Annotated in this window: 12 protein-coding genes and 1 pseudogene; 6 read left to right on the plus strand and 7 right to left on the minus strand. The window is 49.2% G+C overall.

Translation table 11 applies throughout. From position 1 onward, the window contains the following. Nucleotides 1–85 precede the first annotated feature (85 nt). On the minus strand, nt 86–406 hold the full coding sequence (locus CBX96_RS10860) for a hypothetical protein (RefSeq protein WP_109286705.1): 321 nt from the start codon (nt 404–406) through the stop codon (nt 86–88). A 632-nt stretch (nt 407–1,038) separates the two neighbouring features. Between CBX96_RS10860 and CBX96_RS10865 the strand changes: the two genes are divergently transcribed. Beyond that, entirely contained in the window at nt 1,039–4,668 is a 3,630-nt protein-coding gene (locus CBX96_RS10865; RefSeq protein WP_181382190.1) for an EAL domain-containing protein, read from the plus strand. A gap of 75 nt (nt 4,669–4,743) precedes the next feature. Next, on the plus strand, nt 4,744–5,220 hold the full coding sequence (locus tag CBX96_RS10870) for a cytoplasmic protein (protein WP_109286706.1): 477 nt from the start codon (nt 4,744–4,746) through the stop codon (nt 5,218–5,220). Between the two features lie 55 nt (nt 5,221–5,275). On the opposite strand, the pseudogene CBX96_RS10875 reads toward CBX96_RS10870, so the two are convergent. From CBX96_RS10875 to CBX96_RS10890, 4 genes and pseudogenes are all read right to left on the minus strand, one after another. Continuing rightward, nucleotides 5,276–6,781: pseudogene (locus CBX96_RS10875) on the minus strand (DUF3300 domain-containing protein). Between the two features lie 414 nt (nt 6,782–7,195). Continuing rightward, complete coding sequence (locus tag CBX96_RS10880; protein ID WP_109286708.1) at nt 7,196–8,560, minus strand: ATP-binding protein; 1,365 nt, start codon at nt 8,558–8,560, stop codon at nt 7,196–7,198. Next, nucleotides 8,553–9,236, minus strand: coding sequence for a response regulator transcription factor (locus CBX96_RS10885; protein ID WP_011627620.1), 684 nt, complete (start codon nt 9,234–9,236; stop codon nt 8,553–8,555). Before CBX96_RS10885 ends, CBX96_RS10880 begins: the two co-directional genes overlap by 8 nt. Nucleotide 9,237: 1 nt before the next feature. Continuing rightward, nucleotides 9,238–9,540 (minus strand): PepSY domain-containing protein, encoded by a 303-nt coding sequence (locus tag CBX96_RS10890; RefSeq protein WP_109286709.1) that lies wholly within the window; start codon nt 9,538–9,540, stop codon nt 9,238–9,240. Nucleotides 9,541–9,899: 359 nt separating this feature from the next. On the opposite strand from CBX96_RS10890, the gene CBX96_RS10895 reads away from it, so the two are divergent. From CBX96_RS10895 to CBX96_RS10910, 4 genes are all read left to right on the plus strand, one after another. Next, entirely contained in the window at nt 9,900–10,832 is a 933-nt protein-coding gene (locus tag CBX96_RS10895; protein WP_109286710.1) for a choice-of-anchor H family protein, read from the plus strand. Nucleotides 10,833–11,124: 292 nt separating this feature from the next. Next, entirely contained in the window at nt 11,125–11,532 is a 408-nt protein-coding gene (locus tag CBX96_RS10900) for a DMP19 family protein (protein WP_088586386.1), read from the plus strand. Between the two features lie 329 nt (nt 11,533–11,861). Further along, nucleotides 11,862–12,221: a hypothetical protein gene (locus tag CBX96_RS10905; RefSeq protein WP_109286711.1), complete on the plus strand. Its 360-nt coding sequence runs from the start codon at nt 11,862–11,864 to the stop codon at nt 12,219–12,221. A 204-nt stretch (nt 12,222–12,425) separates the two neighbouring features. After that, complete coding sequence (locus tag CBX96_RS10910; RefSeq protein ID WP_011624535.1) at nt 12,426–12,899, plus strand: peroxiredoxin; 474 nt, start codon at nt 12,426–12,428, stop codon at nt 12,897–12,899. Between the two features lie 56 nt (nt 12,900–12,955). Here the strand turns inward: CBX96_RS10910 and CBX96_RS10915 are convergent, their stop codons facing one another. Together CBX96_RS10915 and envZ are read right to left on the minus strand one after the other, a co-directional pair. Then, the gene (locus tag CBX96_RS10915) at nt 12,956–14,932 is read right to left on the minus strand and encodes a methyl-accepting chemotaxis protein (protein WP_109286712.1); all 1,977 of its coding nucleotides are present in this window, start codon (nt 14,930–14,932) and stop codon (nt 12,956–12,958) included. A gap of 116 nt (nt 14,933–15,048) precedes the next feature. Beyond that, nucleotides 15,049–16,365 carry a two-component system sensor histidine kinase EnvZ gene (gene envZ, locus CBX96_RS10920; protein ID WP_086902460.1) on the minus strand — a complete coding sequence of 439 codons (1,317 nt, stop codon included), beginning with the start codon at nt 16,363–16,365 and terminating at the stop codon, nt 15,049–15,051. Nucleotides 16,366–16,379: the final 14 nt, after the last annotated feature.

Below are 16,379 nucleotides of genomic sequence, written 5' to 3' on the forward strand. Positions count from 1 at the left end.
GCACAAAAAATGCCTGCCACCCCAATGCAAGATTGAGGATCGACTTTCAGCGCTTAATGCTAAATTTGAATTTTAAAACAGAGAGTTACAATGGTGGGGCGCGACAACCGTGCGCAAGGTGCTCGAGGGATTTTAGCCTTGGGGGTGCTAAAAACTGGGCAGCATTAGTTAAATCTAAGCTGTTGAAACACTTGAAGCCATTGTCGAACAGATTCCACAATTGCTTAATAATCTGGGGGTTGAGCAGCAATATGCTCAGCAGCGTGGCGCTGAAAAACTCGATTAAAAATCCATCGCTCAGGGTGATTAACTCACCAATATCGATGCAGCCGCCGACCATCACCGACACTAAGTCAGCAGCGGGCAGCACAAACAGTAACCCAAAAAGCAGGGCTAAGTTTGTCATACTGAAGTGGGAGAACCTCGCTACGAGATTCAATCCTTCAGCGATAAATTGGCTGAGTGCGAATTTCAATTAACAGGTCCGGCTGAACGAGAGGAAATTGTTGGCTGAATAAAAATTCAAGCTGCAACTTTTTTGTGCGGGCGGGAGGATAACAAGAAGCGGGGATTGATTGAAAGTGGATCCCAGGCTCAAAACGGCTTTTGCATTAAAAAAACCTTAATTAAAACCATAATAAAACAAATAATTAACAAAATTAACTGAATTTATACTCATTACACTCGCAAAAAATAGGGTTAATGTGAGCTGTGTCAGAAAACGCCTTGGGTTAAATGTAAACAATTTGAGCTGGAAAAATCACCTAAACTCGCTGCGCTTTCGCCCCTTTTCACGGAATTATCTTTATCGCATTGATGCGGGATAACCTCCTCACTCGTTAATGCCCATCCTTTGGCTGCGCTTAAGATTTGGCGTGAGTCTAGCAGATTTCGCTATAGCAAACCGACCGTTAATGAAGCGTTTACGCTGGCGACCGATAACAGAATTGATGATTAGCTTTTACTAAGCTTGAGATTGATTTGTAGATTAAGGCATTATGTGACCTATCTGAGTTGCGGCTTAGTAATAAAAAGGGATTGGATATCAAAGCATTTGCTCACTACCTTAAGGTCAATCTACTCGTTGCCTTGGCTTACTTTGTCGTTGGCAAAATCGGTTTGTTGATTGCCTTACCTCCCGGTTATTCGGCTGCCATTTGGCCTGCGGCGGGTATTGCCATTGCCTCCTGCCTGATATGGAGCAAGTATTCGCCCTGGTTTGGTATCTTGGTCGGCTCTTGGCTGATTAACATCAATATCGGTGGTGAGATCCATCTCGGTTGGCTGCCCTTAGTGATTGCTGCGGCATCGAGTTTACAGGCCTATGTTTCTGCCAATGTGATCCGCCGTATCGACCCCTTAGTTACCTTAGATAGACCCAACACTGTCATTAAGTCCTGCCTCAGCCTCTCGTTAACCTGCATGATTGCCACCCTGTTTGGTAATGCCGCCCTGGCCGCCCATGGCACCATTCCCATAAAGGATGTCTTTGGCAGTACGATCAATTGGTGGCTTGGGGACTTACTCGGAGCGGTGATCTTCATTCCGCTGACGATGTTGCTCTTCGATCAGCGCTCCATTTGGCGCTCAAGGCGGATTCAGACAGGGTTGCCACTGTTTGTCGGCTTTTTATTCTGTGTCGGCATTTATTACTACTCGGATATGAACCAGCGGCAGCAGCTGCAGGATAAATTTCAAATTCAGTCCAATGCCATTATTAGCAATGTTGAAAGTTTTCAGGTGTCGAATCTTCAGCAAGTGATTGCGCTCGCGAGTTTATTCGATAATAGCGAGCAGGTGTCTCAGGATGAATTTATCCAGTTTGGTAAGCGCAACCAACTGCAATTAGATGGGTTTCGGGCTTGGGCTTGGTCACCACTGATTGCCGCGACCGATAAAGACAGTTTCGAGGCCGCCACCCGCGCCGAGATTGGCGAATCATACCGCATTCGATACTTAGCCAATGGGCGGCCCAATCCCGACGGTTGGTTAGTGCCGATTAAGTTTGTGCAACCGATAAACACCAGCCGTGCCGCCCTGGGTATTGACCTTAATGGCGAACCGACAAGGGCGGCGGCGATTGCCAAAGTCCGCGCCACACTATCACCTGTGATGACCGGAAAAATTCAACTGGCGGAGGATCCAAATGGACCGGGCGGGACGCTGTTTATTGCCCCCGTCTTCGACCGTTTAGGCAATATTGAGGGCTTTTGCTCTGCGGTGATCGACCTGCAATCGATTATCAATGCGGTGGAGCAGGTCAAAGGCTTGCACTGGCGACTGACGGACATGAGTGCTGGCGGAGCCTTACTCTACGCCAATAGCCAGAAGACCTTCCCCCAGTTTCAGGGGAACATACAAAGCGACAAGATGGGCCAGTATTATCAGGCCAACTTAATGCTGGCCGATAGGCATTGGCATATCGTTATCTACGAGTCTTATTCCGAGCTGATGGGCGACACCTTTAGTCTATCGCTGCTGATGCTACTGCTGGCGTTTATCACCTGCGCGGTTGTCGGCGGTATGACCTTAGTGTCTTCCGGAGAGCGGCACCGCATCGCCGAAAAGGTGGCGGAAAAAACCATGGCACTCTCGAAGGAGATCGCCCGTAGCCAAACCTTCCAAGCGACCTTGATCGAGAGTGAGCAAAGGTATCGCACCCTGTTCGATAAGGCGCCTGTGGGCCACGCGTTAAAACGGCTAGAGGACGGGCAGTTTGTAGCCATCAACCAAGCCTTTATGGATATTACCGGTTATACCCTCGAAGAGTTGCAGACACTCGATCCTTGGGAGCTTACGCCCATCCGTTATCGGGTGAGTGAAACCGAGCAGCTCGAGCGCCTCAAGCAGACTCGCCGTTACGGTCCCTACCAGAAGCATTACCGCCATAAGGACGGGCAAATGGTGGCAGTGAGGTTAAATGGCTCCTTGGTTACCGCAGCTAACGGCGAGCAACTGATCCTGTTTATTGTGGAGGACATTACCGAGCAGGAACGCACTGTGGCTAGGGTTAACCTGCTGGCTCAGGTATTCCAGCAAAGCGGTGAAGGCATCACCATCATGGACGCGAATGATATTATCGTGGATGTGAATAGTGCCTTTACCCAAATTACCGGATACACCCGAGATGAGATCATCGGCAAAAACTGCCGCTTCCTCGAAGCTGAGCGGACCGACCGTAGCAATGATGCTAGAGTGCGCGCCGCCCTCGAACAGACCGGATTCTGGCAGGGTGAGGTGTGGGACAGACACAAAGAGGGATTTGATTTCCCTAAATGGTTGATGATGTCTGTCGTGCGGGATGAGACGGGGTCTGTCAGCCATTACATCGGTAGTTTTACCGATATCAGCGAACGCAAAGTTAACGAGGAGCGCATTCACTTCCTCGCGCACCACGATTCCTTGACTCTGCTGCCGAATCGATTGAGTCTGCAATCGCGGTTAGAGACGGTTTTCAAAGAAGCCTTTGTCAGTCAGACCCAGATTGCCGTGATGTTTATCGATATGGATCACTTCAAAAATATCAACGACACCTTGGGACACCATGTCGGCGATATGCTGCTGCTCGAAGTGGCGCGGCGGCTGAAGAGTATTGTGAGCAGCGACGATATCGTCGCGCGTTTAGGCGGCGATGAGTTCGTGGTGGTGTTGTCCGATACGGACCATGACGAGGTGGCTAAGGTGGCAGAAGCCCTACGCAGTGGTTTGAATCAAACCTACACCATAGATAACAAGCCGCTACATTCATCACCCAGCATAGGCATTAGCTTGTTCCCAACCGATGGTGACAGTGTTGAGGCGCTCATGAAAAATGCCGATATGGCTATGTACCGCGCCAAAGCGGCGGGGCGCAATAACTATCAGTTTTTCACCGCCGCCATGAACACCTTAGTGACCGAGCGTCAACAAATCGAAACCGGACTCAGGCAGGCCATTGCCCGTGATGAGCTGCGGCTACACTATCAGCCACAAATCGATATCAACACTGGGCAAATGGTCGGTGTTGAGGCGCTGATCCGTTGGCAACATCCCGAATTGGGCTTGGTGGCTCCCGATCGCTTTATCCCTATCGCCGAAGAGATCGACATGATTATTCCTATCGGCCAATGGGTGTTAGAGCAGGCGTTGGCGCAGCTAGCCGAGTGGCGTGAGAAGGGCGCCAAAGGGCTGCGGATGGCGGTCAATCTCTCGGCCCATCAATTGCGTAAGGACACTATCGTTGTCGATATCATCAACGTGCTTACCAAGCATAAGTTGCCCAAAGGGGCGCTCGAGCTTGAAATCACCGAGAGCGTGGCCATGCAGTATCCCGAGCAAAATGCCAAGTTACTGGCCGAGTTGCGTCAGCATGGGATCGAATTGGCGATTGATGACTTTGGCACGGGTTACTCGTCACTCTCTTACTTGAAGTTATTGCCCTTAGACAGACTCAAGTTAGACCGCTCTTTTGTGAAGGATATTGAGAGCGATCCGAACGATGCCGCCATCAGTGCGGCAACGATTTCAATGGCACATGAGTTGGGGCTGACCGTCGTGGCCGAAGGGGTCGAGAATGAGGCGCAACTGGTGCTGTTATCGGGCATGGGCTGCGATTTAGTGCAGGGTTATTACTTTAGTAAACCCTTGGCGGCCGAAGAGTGTTCGCGTTTTATCGAGCGCAATTTTTAAGCCGTTTTTTATCCATTTAGAACTATACTTGGCTAAATCCGGCGATGGAAAGATGGATAAACTAAGGACGGCTTTATGCAAGTTATCTTCACCAAAGGTTCGAAGCGTTATGGACAATTACGTTGCGTGCGCATGGATGGCAGCGCAACCCAAACACAAATGCCCGAGCAGGGCATAGCTCCCCATGACATGATCCATTATGTCGTTGAAAAACGACTGCATATTCAGGGCGCGTTTTTCGCCCAAGTGCGCGCAGGCGCCGATATCAGTTTTTCCCTCGAGCACAACGAAGCCTCCTTAGCCGTCGCGGATAAAACCTTAATTTGGCAAACCGAGTCGATTGTCGAATCCCTGCAATCTTTGCTGTGGTCTGCCGATGCGTCGACCTATGCCGGGTTTTTATACCTGCTAGAGCAAAGCTGTAGCAACCGTAAACTCGCGCTGCCCGAGGTGTCTCAAGCGGACTTTGAACATATTATCAATGAGATAATGGAGCTGACCATCGAATGGCAGGGCATGGGAGAAGGCCAGTCCCTGACCCTCAAGTTTTAGCTATTTGAACATAAAGAAAGAGCGCGAATATTCGCGCTCTTTTTATTGGTTGAGATTATTCCCTGTGGCGGCGCTCTTGGCTCTGTGCCGATCTGCCTTGGTTATGCTCTGGGCTGCGGGCCATCTGCATATTTTAGCGTGAATCATTCTGCCTGACTCGATTCTCTTCCCGCTGTCTTGGCGGCGCTTGGCGGGGCTGCTCTATACGTTGCGGCTCGGCGCGTCTTACCTCGGGGCGAGCTTCCGGTCTCTGTGGCTGAGTACGTGGCTCAAAGCTGCGTGGTTGCTGCTCTCGAGTCTGATACTGGCGCTGTGGACTGTTCTTGGTTTGCTCCCTCGTCGCTTTTGCCTGCGCTTGTCTTACTTGATTATCCTGACGGAAATTGTCGTTACGCTCTTTCTGGTAACCTTCTCTTTTGGTTTGCGCCGAGTTTGTCGGTGCCACGCGGCGCTCTTTTAACTCGGCCTGAGTATTTTGGAAGCTAGGCACACGCTCGCGGCTGTATTGATTGTCGCGGCTTAAGTTGTTGCTTCTGTCCTTATCTTGGCGCTTGTCATAGCCCTTGTTGTCGCGGTTATACCGTGCGTCTTGGTGTTCCCTCGATTTGGCATATTGGCTGGTAAAGTGCTGACCACTGCCACTGGAGTGGGAGTCACGGCCACGGAACTTACTATCGCCGTAGTAGCGCTCTTTCACCACAGGATTGTGGTAAACCACACCGCGTCTGTGCTCGGGTTTATGCTTCCAAGGTTGAGCACCATAGCTGACTGAGTATCGCTCCCTTGGGCGATAATGGTGGGAGTGACGGTGATCGACAACGACGACTCTGTGGCTGTGCCAATGGAACGAGCTAAAGAAGTAGTTAAAGGAAATATGGATCCCGGGTGACCAGTAAAAGTAACTATGACTTGGGCGGTAAGGGTAGCCCACATAGCCACCAAACTCCCAATAAACAGGGGGGTAGGCCACGCCCCAGCGCCAAGTGCCATAAACCACGCGGGGATCATAGTAGGGCACATACACTACTTCGCGCCTTGCGGGTTCTATGATGATCTGGTTGTTCGCACGGGTCACCGCCATGTTGTCCATATTGGCCAAACTGTTGGCTTTATCCGCTTGTTGTCTAAGCGATTGAATGCCATCCATCACTTGGCCTTCGTCGGCTAAAAAGGCTTCGCCGAGTTTTTGGGTCCAATCTAAGTCTTCGCTCATTTTCTCTAAGACGTTAGGGAAAGCCATAAGGGCTTTAACACTCGGATCCCAGTTCTTGTCTTCGGTGCGAGACATCACCTCGTCGGTCGATAACTTAGGGTTATCCTCTAACCAACGCTGCGCCTGTACCACTTCGAGTGGATAGGTGGAGGCGATCAAAATATGGCTCAATAAACTATCGGGGTAGAGTGCAATGGGCGCAAGCATCTGTTCGAGTTCGGCTTGGCTCAGTGAAGCACTTGAACCTTGGCTGACTGATACGCCTGCGGCTTGAGTTGGCGCAGTGAACGGCAGGGCAACTAACGCCGCCGATAACACCAGCCATTTCCATCGATGTAATCTGTTCATGGTTCGCTCCAATAATCCTATTTGAGGATGTTATTGGCATCATAGGCGCGTGAATATGAACATAAGCTGAAAGTATTTTGTGTGGTAAAAATGCCTAAAACAGCACAATTTTTAGCTAACTCATTAGGGCGTGTTGACGTTTCAGGGTTATTTTTGCAGCAATTTGGCTGGCTTTAATGCAAGGCAAAGTCCGTGCAGTGTGGTTATTCTACATAAACGGACGATAACGCGGCAGAAAAGCCAGCCAAATGCTGCCCGAAGGGTTCGTCTGGCAAGCCCTTGCTCTTTGTCACTCGTCATTTGAGTAGAATAACTACACATCATTCCTCGTTTCGCGAGCACGTGCTTGCCAGAACGAACAAAATTTAATCTCGAAACGTCAACACGCCCTAGTTATCTTGATGAAATAGACGCTTAAGCCGAGTGGGTGAAGTTAACCGTAAACTTGGCGCCGCCTAAGTTTTCTGAACGGGATACGGAAATGCGGCCATTATAGCTATCCACTAGATCGCGCACTATGGCTAAACCTATACCGTTGCCTTGGTGATAAGAGTCGGCGCGGATCCCACGCTCAAATATTTGAGTTTGCAGGGCTTCGCTGATCCCAGGGCCGTCGTCTTCGATACAAAGTTGGAGCTGGTAGGCGTCGCCTGTGACGGTTAATTTGACCTGCGACTTGGCGGCCTTGCAGGCGTTATCGAGCAAGTTACCTAAAATTTCGGTCAGATCGGCCTCATCGCCCTTAAATACGGCATGTGGTGCTAGGTCGCCGCTGAGATCTATCTGCGGCTCACGATAAATCTTGGCCAAGGTTCGCAGCAATTTGGCGGCGACCTCCTCCACCTTAATGCCTAAATGCCAGGAAGCGGCCGCCGCCGTTTGGGCGCGTTTAAGCTGGTGGCTGATGATGCGACTGATATTCGACACTTGCTCGCTCGAGGCTTCGCTTAAGTCCGCCTGACTCTTGATCACCGCCAGCGGGGTTTTCAGGCTATGGGCCAAATCCGCAAGGGCATTGCGATAACGTTTACGCTGGGTCTGCTCGGTATTGAGCAGGATATTCAATTGCCGCGCGACTTCCTGTAGCTCACTCGGATACTGGCTACTAAGCTGGGTCGATTTACCCTGTTCGACATCGTGGAGTTCTTGGGTAAAGCGCGCCAGCGGCCTAATGGTCCAAATCAACCAACTTAACTGAAACACCAGCATCACAAAGATCAAGATCAGTAACCAAGTCCAAAGCTGTTGATTAAATTGGGAGATTTGCTGTTGAAACTCCAATTCATCCTTAATGATATGGACTGTAACTGGCACGTTTTCATTCAGGCTGGCAAAGCTCACGCTAAAGCTGTAGATAAGGTGCGGCGCGCCAGCGAGGTCGATTTGATCGAAGGCACTTTTGCCCGTCGGCGGAATAGTGAGCTGCGCCGGCGGCGTGATGCCCATAAAAGACTGTGAGTGCCAGACTATGCTCTGCTGATGCTCGGCATTCTCTGTGGTGGCAATGGCATAGAGGCCTGATTGAATGAGGTTAAAGCGGTTTTCGAGCACTAATTCGGGGATAAAAATCCGTTTGTTTTCAACCTCAGTCACCGCTAACACCGAATACACATAGGCACTTAGCTCGTTTTTAGCGGCGCTTTTTACCTGCTCGGCAAAGGCGTCATTGAGGGCGACCCCAATCAGCGGCAGCAGCACCAAAATAAACAGCAGCGCACTGAGGACGAGCCGAGTTTTGAGGGAGTTTAATAACTGCCAGGCAAGCGCACGCTTACTCATCTGGGGAGATGACTCTTAAACGATAGCCTTGGCCGCGCAGGGTTTCGATCAGATTGTATTGGTTATCTGGGTCGAGTTTTTTGCGTAAACGGCGGATAAAGACTTCGATAACGTTGGAGTCGAGGTCAAAATCCTGATCGTAGATATGTTCGGTGAGCGCAGTTTTCGATTTCACTTCGCCCTGATGCAGCATAAAAATCTCAAATAGCTTGTATTCAGAGCCGCTTAGGGTGACGAGTTCATCCCCTTTGCGCACTTCTAAGCTACTGGTATTTAAACTAAAGGGGCCGTTAGTAATCACTGGGCTGGCTTTACCGGCCGAGCGGCGGATCAAGGCTTTGAGCCGAGCCACTAATTCTTCGGGATGAAAGGGCTTAGTGAGATAGTCGTCGGCACCCGCATCGAGGCCCTCGACTTTATCCTGCCAACTATCTCGCGCGGTTAAAATCAGGATAGGGAACGCGCGCTCTTTTTGGCGAACGCGGCGGATAAGGCTTATGCCGTCGAGTTTAGGCAAACCGACATCGATAATCGCGGCGTCATAATTATATTCAATGGCTTGATACAGGCCTTCTTCGCCGTCGCTGGCAACATCTATGCTGTAGTGAGCATCGAGCAAGTGCTGTTTTAAGTTGGCTTGAAGCGCTAAATCGTCTTCAACGAGTAAGAGTCGCATATTAATTCCTCGAAACACGCCCAGTGGCGGCATCCACCGAAACAGAAAAAACTTGGCCATCGTTATTGAGGATTTTGACTCTATAGCCCGAGCCACTCGACTGCACGCTGAGCACTTTTCCTCGATATTGACGTTGTGCCATCGCCACAGCTTGATCTGGACTGTTGACCACAAGGCGGCGCTGTTCATTCTTCACACCTTGGCCGCGCGATTGATTACGATCATCGTGTTTATCATTGCCCGCTATGCTGCCAAAGGAGGTGCATAAGCAAGCGACTAGGGTCAGTGTCAAACCAAGTTTCATATCTGTTACCCGCGCATGTTCGGCGATCTTAAGTGAGTAGCTAGGTGGATAGCTTATCGAGTCGACTAAGAATACCTTATCACCATAACAAACACATAGAGATCAGCCAATTGGTAAACACAATTCCTTTAAAATTCACTGCGATTCGTGGGATTTTATCGAGTTAATCCCCATCGAACCTCTTTACAGAACAGGAGTCATATCCTGTGACATATTAGCAGTGTTAACCAAAACAGATGAATTGAGGCTGAACGGCTTTTTTATCCCAAAAATCACGGTTTTTAATGTTCAGCTTATGTTCACCTTGAGTGCCCTCTAATGTCACCAATTTGAACGGATTATCCAATGGGGTATTCAAGATGAGCACACTCAATCAATCAGGTATCGTAGGCACAACTCACTCTACCTTTATCAAGGCAATGGCATTGGCAGGCGCATTACTGGCGCCGACCATGGTGAGCGCAGAGTCCTTCGACGAGTCAAACTTGGCCCCCTTTAGCGCGGCCAGTATTGGGATGGCAAAAAAAGCCGATGCCGAGCAGGCCGCAGAGCAAGAAAAACAAGCCCTAAGCCTATTGCAGCAGTCGGCGCCCGCTCAAAGTGTGGGTGAAGCCGCTGCGGCCGCAGTTAAATCTTTAGCACCGTCGTTGTCGCCAAAGAGTCCGAGTGCTCATCGCGTGCAATTGATGGGCGATACCCCCATGACCCGCGAACAAGTGATTGCTAAGCATACGAGCCAGCCTATCCCAAGCTCGAGTGCGACCAGTGAAGATCCCTATCGCGCCCCCGTGTATCACAGCTTTGGGATTTTTGATGCCAGCAGCCGTTTGTTTGAAGACTTTGATTACGATGGGTTTTATCAAACCTTCAGCGTGACCTTCGATGTGGATGTGTTTGGCTCTTACCTCAATGAGCGCGCCGACCTGTTTGCCGAGTTATACCTCAGCCGTAACGGTGGCCCTTGGGTGCATTACTACACCACGGACGTGTTTACCATTTATGGTGACTCAACGCAGGATGATTACGAAGTGCTGACCACCCTCTACACCGGCTATCCAACGGATCACTACGATGTATTAATCGATGTTTATGAAGTGGGTTATAGCGATATTGTCGCCACCATTAGCGCCGATGACACCGATGGCTTATATGCCTTGCCGCTGGAAAGTAGCGACCGTGACCGTGTTGACGAAGTGATTGTGGTGGAAGAAAGCGGCGGTGCATTGTCTATCTTTGCCTTGCTTGGCCTTGGGTTGTTCGCTGCACTACGCAAGCGTGAAAAATGGGTTTAATACCCTGAAATAAACTCTTTTGTAAGCCATCAGGGTTTTACTAAGTCAACGCCTATTTAGAGTAAACAGCGTGGCTAATACTAAAAGCAGCATATCTATCGATACGCTGCTTTTTTATTTCGCAATGCGTAAAGTAAAACTTGTAGAAATTATGCGCATGCTCACTTTCTACCCAGAATGATTTTTGTTATTGTGGAAATCAAATTTTAAATCAGTGAGTTGTGGATAGTTTTGCCGAGTGAACTTAGGTGAGATTAGGCGCATATACACAGTAGCAATATTAAAAGCCGACATGAATATCGAGCAAGCATTTGAACAGTCACTGATCGAACTTGAATCAAAAGAATTCGATGCGATTCGTGAGCATGAGCGTGTATTAGCAACAATATGGGCTGTGGAGGCCGAAGTTAATAACGGTGGTTTTGACCAGCTTTTTTATAACTCAGCTGGCGATATTTCCTTTTATGCAGCAAAAGCTTTCGACGCTATTGGTGCTCATAACATGGCAAGCATTGCCCAGAAAGCACTGGATCTATTTGGTCCTGAAGGCCCGCCTAAAAACCGTGATGAGAGAGTTGAGATATTGGAAAGTATTTCTGAAAAACATGAAGAGTACTTAAATAAACTTGACTATGAGTTCACAGAGTACCCAGACAATATTAAGGAATTGCTGCTTACGTATGTTCAATCAAATTTCTAGCCGACAACATTTTACAATGTAAGGCAGCGTAGCGCCTGTGCGTTTGCTCTCCGTTAGACTCAGTTGCTTTTAATGTCTTTATTAATTAGAGGAAGTTAGTGGCTGCATTTACCCTTCACGGTCGTGATAACGATTCAAACATGTGTGGCTCCTGCGACAGCCTGCTTGAGGATGTTCAAGATATCCCTATTTGCTCCGTATGTGGTTATAAGACGGAGCTTTATTTTATTAATTCACTCTTTCGAGTCAAAAAGAGGGAATACGACTTATCTGCAACCTATGACGGTTAAAACATCGCCTCCCTTAAGTTCAAGGAGACATGTCAACGATTGCAACTGGGTGGGCTTGAATTTCTTGCCCTCCCATCTGATTCTGAATTCTTTGTGATAAAACCAACATCGATAACATCGTTTGACTCTGCATCAAGAAAAACAAAATTTGAATCCTTTTGTACTGCGTGTGGTTTCCATAAGGCTGTTGCTGGTGCAACACCCGCAATTCTTCTAAAGGAACCAGAATCTGATCTTTCTGGCACTGATGTTGTTTTCGGCTCTGGTAATAGCCGTGGCCGAATGATCATAGCGACGGAGCGTGCAAAGAAGTTACTTATTGCTGAGAAACTAGCAGGCCTTGAGTTCGAGGTAACCATAAATCTCGGTCAAGCCGACACAAAAATGCTGCGCCGCTAAGCTCAAACGTTGGGATCGAAAAATAGCCATCGTTTATTCAAAAAAAAGTAAGTGGTGCATCCCAAAGTAAAAACTTGCTATTCCATTCTAGGTTTTCCCGTATCGTAATTTGCTTCACTGCACAAATCCCCTTTTTCTCTCTGTGTTTATCATTTCGGATTCGGGCTAGTATGGGCAAGTTACGTTAACTAAAGGAAGAAAGACATGATTGCTCAAGGTCAAACATTACCAGCGGCGACGCTAAGCCAACTGACTAAAGATGGCATGGTAAATCATCAAGTTACCGAGCTGTTCGCGGGTAAAAAAGTGGTGTTATTTGCAGTGCCTGGTGCTTTCACACCAACCTGTTCTGAAGCGCATTTGCCAGGTTATGTGGTGCTGGCCGATCAGTTTAAAGCCAAAGGCGTTGATTTAATTGCCTGTGTATCGGTAAACGATGCCTTTGTGATGAAAGCTTGGGGCGAAGCGCAAAATGCGTCTGAGTTACTGATGCTTGCCGATGGCGATGCCAGCTTTACTAAAGCGCTCGGACTCGAAATGGATACCGCTGGCTTTGGCGGTGTGCGTTCACAACGTTATGCGATGATCATCGATAACGGCGTGGTGACGTTACTGAATGTAGAAGCACCTAAGTCATTTGAAGTGAGTAAAGCCGAAGTGGTATTAGCGGCACTTTAATACCTGATTAAAAAACAAAATGGGAGCCTAGGCTCCCATTTTTATTGGCATCAAGCTTAAGCCGCTCGGGCAGATACTGTGTTGGTGTCGGCTATGCCTAGGCTGGTCTCAATATCTTCCACGCTTTGCTGTACTTCTTGGGCAATCACTTCGCTCTGCTGCGAACTGGTTTGCGCTTGGTCTTTTAGGTTATCCATGCTGCGAACAAATTCATCGAGGTAATCGACCTGTTCCTTGGCGTTGAGTGAGCCTTGTTTGGCGGTATTGGCCATTTCACTCGCTTGATTTTGCACGGTTTGCGCCACATGCCATAGGCTCTGTGCCCGTTGTTTTTGGCTATCGGTCGCTTGGGCAATGCCATCGACACTCTCGCCGAGTGCGAGGTTAGATTGGGTGAGTTGATGCAGGATCTTCACGATTTCATTTAACGACACCTGAGTGCGTTGACTCAGGCTTCGTACTTCATCGGCGACCACGGCAAAACCGCGACCTTGCTCGCCCGCACGGGCGGCTTCGATAGCGGCATTAAGTGCCAACAGATTGGTTTGCTCGGCAATATTACCAATCACATCAATGATTTTAGCAACATCTGCCACTGAGTTATTCAGGCTTTCGAGCGAGGCATGGCAAAGGCCAACCGCCGTTTGAGTTTGTTCTGTGGCACTCAGCACGGCTTCGGCCTCGGTTTGGCTCGACTGCATTTGGCGCATGGTTTCGGCCGCACTCTGCTCGACTAGGGCCGAGGTATGGCTGACCTCATTGGCGAGGCTGCGGATATGCTCGGTTTGCGACTGAGTGTCGGCGACTATGGTCTGAGTGTGTTCGGTGTGTTGCGACAGTTGAGTAATGCGCGCGACCAACTGACTCAAGGATTGGGAAACCTTAGTCATTTGTTGGCGCTGGAGCTCGTCTTCTTGCTCGAATCTGTGCAGTAATTGATTGAAATGCCCTGCAATTTGGCCGGTTTCGCAGCGGCGATTGATGTCCAAGCGTTCACGACTGTTAGACTCGCTTAATTGCATAAAGGCTTGATTGAGGCGTTTAAGGGGTTTAACCACACGGTTCTGTTGCAGGATTAAATAGCCGATAGCAAACAGCGCCATAATCGAAACCATCGCATAAAGAATGACTTGTAACTCATATTTGAGTTGTTGGTTTTTGGCGGCCTGCGCCTCACCGAGGGCGATGAGCTGCTGTTCAACTCTGCTAATGGCTTGAATTAGCTGCTCTTGCATCTCCTGATTGGCTTGCAACAGTTGGTGGGTGTTGGCGACTTCTTTATTGTAGCGGTTGGCAAGGCTTAACAGCTCGCTGCGATCATTTTCACCCACTTCAATCTGTTCTGGTTCACTCGCGCCGAGGGCAAATTCATCGGCTTCCTGCTGCTCGTACACGCCGATTAACGGCAGGGCGTTCAGTCGGTCACGCCACTGGTTCAGCTCCTTGCTGGTGCTGTCGAGAATGTTTTTAAGTTGCTGATTTTTATCGATGAGATAGCCATCGGTAAGCTGCGATAATTGATAAACAATGCTGGGTAAGTCGCGACTTAATTGCAGATATTGTTCGGCCACAGTGGCATTAATTGCTAAACCTTTGTCGGCGTAACTGCCAAGCCTGCGGTTATAGTCGAGCATTTCAGATTCGGCGTGGGCCAGCAGTTGTCTTGGGTTGCCAGCGAGTTTGCCTGCGGCGCGGTATTTAGTGTCTAAGTCTTGAATGAATTGGCTAAGGCCAGTTTGTAATTCCTCATCTGCACTGCCCGCTGCGGCGAGGTTGAGCTCGCTGAGCTCTGTTTTAATCTTGCTCAGTTTGGCTTTGGCTTCTTCGAGTTGGGTCGCGTTACCACTGGCTAAATAGCCATCGAGATCGCGGCGTACCCCCACGAGAAAATCCTGTTGTAGGCCTTGAAGTACTTGGGTTTGTTGCTCAATCTGTTGTCTTTGATCGCTGCTCCACAGCACCACGGCTGCTAATAGTCCAGCAAGCAATAACAACAGCGCCGAAGCTGAGAGTGACAGCGTTGAAATCTTCATGATGCAATCTTCATTGGAAACTTAAGGAAGTTAACTGCCTAGAGTTTATGAATTTCGCGTGACATAAATATGACAACACAAGTTGAATGTCAGCGTTGTCATGTGGAATCTTGGATTTACTCCAAGGGGAGCCAGACTTGGGCTTTTAAGCCGCCCTCAGTGCGATTAGATAAGGTCACTTGGCCTTGGTGACGGTCGATAATCCGTTTGATAATGGCGAGTCCAAGGCCCGATCCAACACTGCCGCGCGCAATATCACCTTGGGTAAAAGGCTGAAACAGTTTGGGAATTTGCGACTCATCAATCCCCGGGCCATTATCCTCAACGCTAAAGCCGATACGCTTACCATCAAATTGTGAGCTTATCCGCACCCAGCCCGAACCATAACGGAAGGCATTTTCGACCAGATTACTGAGCACTCGCTTAATCGCCAGCCCTTGGAACAGCGCCTCGGGGCAATCGCTCAGTACGACTTCAATTTCACCGTCGCGGTTGGCTTCGGCCTGCGCAATATCTTGAATGAGCTTATTAATTTGCCCTAGCTCGCGGCTCGCCTCCTGATCTTGGCGAATGTAGGCAATAAACTGGCTGATAATGGCGTCCATATCTTCGATATCGTTGACGATACCATCTTTAAGATATTGATCTTCCTCGACCATCATCTCGGAGGCGAGGCGAATACGCGTTAGTGGCGTGCGTAAATCGTGGGAAATCCCCGCCATCAACAGGGCTCTGTCCTGTTCGAGCTGTTTCATGCTGTGGGACATTTGGTTGAAAGCATTGGTCACTTCCACCAATTCACTGGAGCCTTTTAGCGGCAGAGGATCGGGAAACTCACCGCGTGAGACCGAGATCGCGGCTTTTTGTAAACGTCTAAGCGGCCTATTCTGCTGGCGGGCAAACCACCATCCACCGGCGACACTGAGCGCGCCGATCACCATTAAGTACAAGGTGAGTGGCGATAAATCGGAAACGTTTTGCCCGATGAGCGGCACTTTAATCCACACCGACGGCGCCTGTGGCGGGCGGATCCAAATTTGTAGCACTGTGCCGTGAGTGACGCGAACTTCTGCCTCACCACCTAAGTATTCCGACATCTGCGATGACCAAAAACCGTAGTAGGTGGCCTGTTCGATTCCCGCTTCGCGGGCCTGTTGTTGGTTGTAGACCTTCATGCCATCGTCACGGACTTTGGCATTGAGCGCATCGACTATGGTTAAGTGTTCGCGGCCGATATCGATACCATCGACAAATAACAGATTGATTTGACGGGCAATTAACTGGTTGATTTGCTGATAACTGGGCTTTAATACATACACAGCCACAGTGACATAGGAAACCAGCTGATTGATCAACAGTAGACAACCAATCAGCATAACGGTTTGGCTAAAGGCGCTGCGGGGAAGAAAGCGCCACCAAAACTTAGATTTCATCTTGATGCCAACGC

The organism is Shewanella sp. BC20 (assembly GCF_003129585.1).
GTDB classification, from domain to species: Bacteria; Pseudomonadota; Gammaproteobacteria; order Enterobacterales; family Shewanellaceae; genus Shewanella; species Shewanella seohaensis.